Source organism: Thalassospira sp. UBA1131 (genome assembly GCF_002311515.1).
GTDB lineage: Bacteria > Pseudomonadota > Alphaproteobacteria > Rhodospirillales > Thalassospiraceae > Thalassospira.
The window spans coordinates 108,611-110,080 of the sequence record NZ_DCAO01000093.1; the positions used below are offsets into that span (position 1 = coordinate 108,611).

A 1,470-nucleotide genomic window follows, 5' to 3' on the forward strand; every position below is an offset into this window, starting at 1 on the left:
TCGTCGTACCCTTCCCACTTCGCGCGCATCCGCGTGCCGAAATCAAGGTGATGTCCCGGCGGCATTTCGAATTCGGGTGCCTCGCCTTGGGCGACGCCAACGGAACCTCCGCCCTTTTCGGGCGCATCACCATCCGCATCAGACTTGCGTTGCCAAAATTTCAGTTTCAAGGCGTTTACCTGTTTGTTCGCATCGCGTGCACTTGCGATTCCTGAAAATATGGCAATTAGCCAAAAGTGACAACGTGTTAAGATTTCCAGCATATGATTGCACCGCGAAATACAATCGATAAAATTGTCGTTTGCTGGATTACTGCGCTGACAAGCATGCCTGACAGGAATTTTCATTCATCATGAACACCGATAACCTCGGCATTTATTATCGCATGCTGAACATTGCGCCGGGGGCGAGCGCAAAGGAAATCAAACTGGCCTATCGTAAGCTGGCCTTTGAATTTCATCCGGACCGCAACACAGACCCGGACTCCGAGGATAGGTTCAAGGACATTACCGAAGCCTATGAAATCCTGATTGGCGAACGCAAACCGCCCAAGCAATCTGGCAATGCGCCCTCAGGAGCCCAAAAGTCCGACACCGCCAGCAACGGGACATCGGCCGCTTATGGCCCGAACGCAGCAGGTCCGCAAAACGCGAACCGCCAGAAACAGGGCTTTGCTGGCGCCGGGCGCAAGCAGGAAAAAGCCAAGGAAACTGCCGAGGAAAAATTTGCCCGCGCCAATCAGGCCTACCGCGAACAGCAGGCCAAGGCCAATGCGCGCAAAAGCAACATTCATCCCGGTGCGCGCCGCCACAAAGGCAAAAAGACCGAACCCAACGCACAAGGCTTTATTCAGTGTGCGGTCACCGGCGTGGTATCAGCCCAACCGCGTCAGGTGGAATTCAAGGTCGTGCGTGGTTTTCTGAATTCCTGCAACATTGAAACCATCACCGCCAACCTCGCCCCCAAAGGCGCAAAACGCATGGCGCTTAAGGCCAGTTTCAAGACATGGCTGCGCGGGTTTTGGGGGTGGAAAAGTTTTGTACCGGCCTGGAAGGCAATTGTTGGCAACATGCGCGGCGGTACTTTCCCGCCGGAAGGCAACGCCAAAATGCTGTTTACCCAGGCCAATGCCTTTGAACGGTCTGGTAATAAGCCGCTTGCGCGCGCAGTCCTGATGCAGGCACTTGATTTCATCGGGTCGAACCGCTCTGCCCTTGCAGAACAGGTGCGCGCAACCCAGCGCCGCCTCGATGACGGACAACCGGCACGGCGCGTTCGTGACGAGTGGAAGCGTGCTGGCATGTTCGATGCCCTACTCCATCTTAGCCCGCTGTTTCTGCTAATCTTTGCTGCCCTGATTGCCTTTGGCCCCGGCCAGGGATTTGTTACCCGTGACATCCCTGAACTGGTTGCCCGCCAAGGCACGGAAATTACCCGTCAGGTCAAGGACCTGATTGGTGAAGAACGCGA

The 1,470-nt window shown here is 55.6% G+C and carries 1 protein-coding gene and 1 pseudogene; one reads left to right on the forward strand and one right to left on the reverse strand.

Features of this window, described 5'->3' with window-relative positions:
* Nucleotides 1-347, reverse strand: a pseudogene (locus tag B3Z49_RS14560) (hypothetical protein); the annotation flags it as partial.
* A gap of 5 nt (nucleotides 348-352) precedes the next feature.
* Between B3Z49_RS14560 and B3Z49_RS14565 the strand changes: the two are divergent.
* Nucleotides 353-1,470 (forward strand): J domain-containing protein (locus tag B3Z49_RS14565; protein ID WP_296992183.1); only part of this gene is annotated, 1,118 nt, incomplete at its 3' end.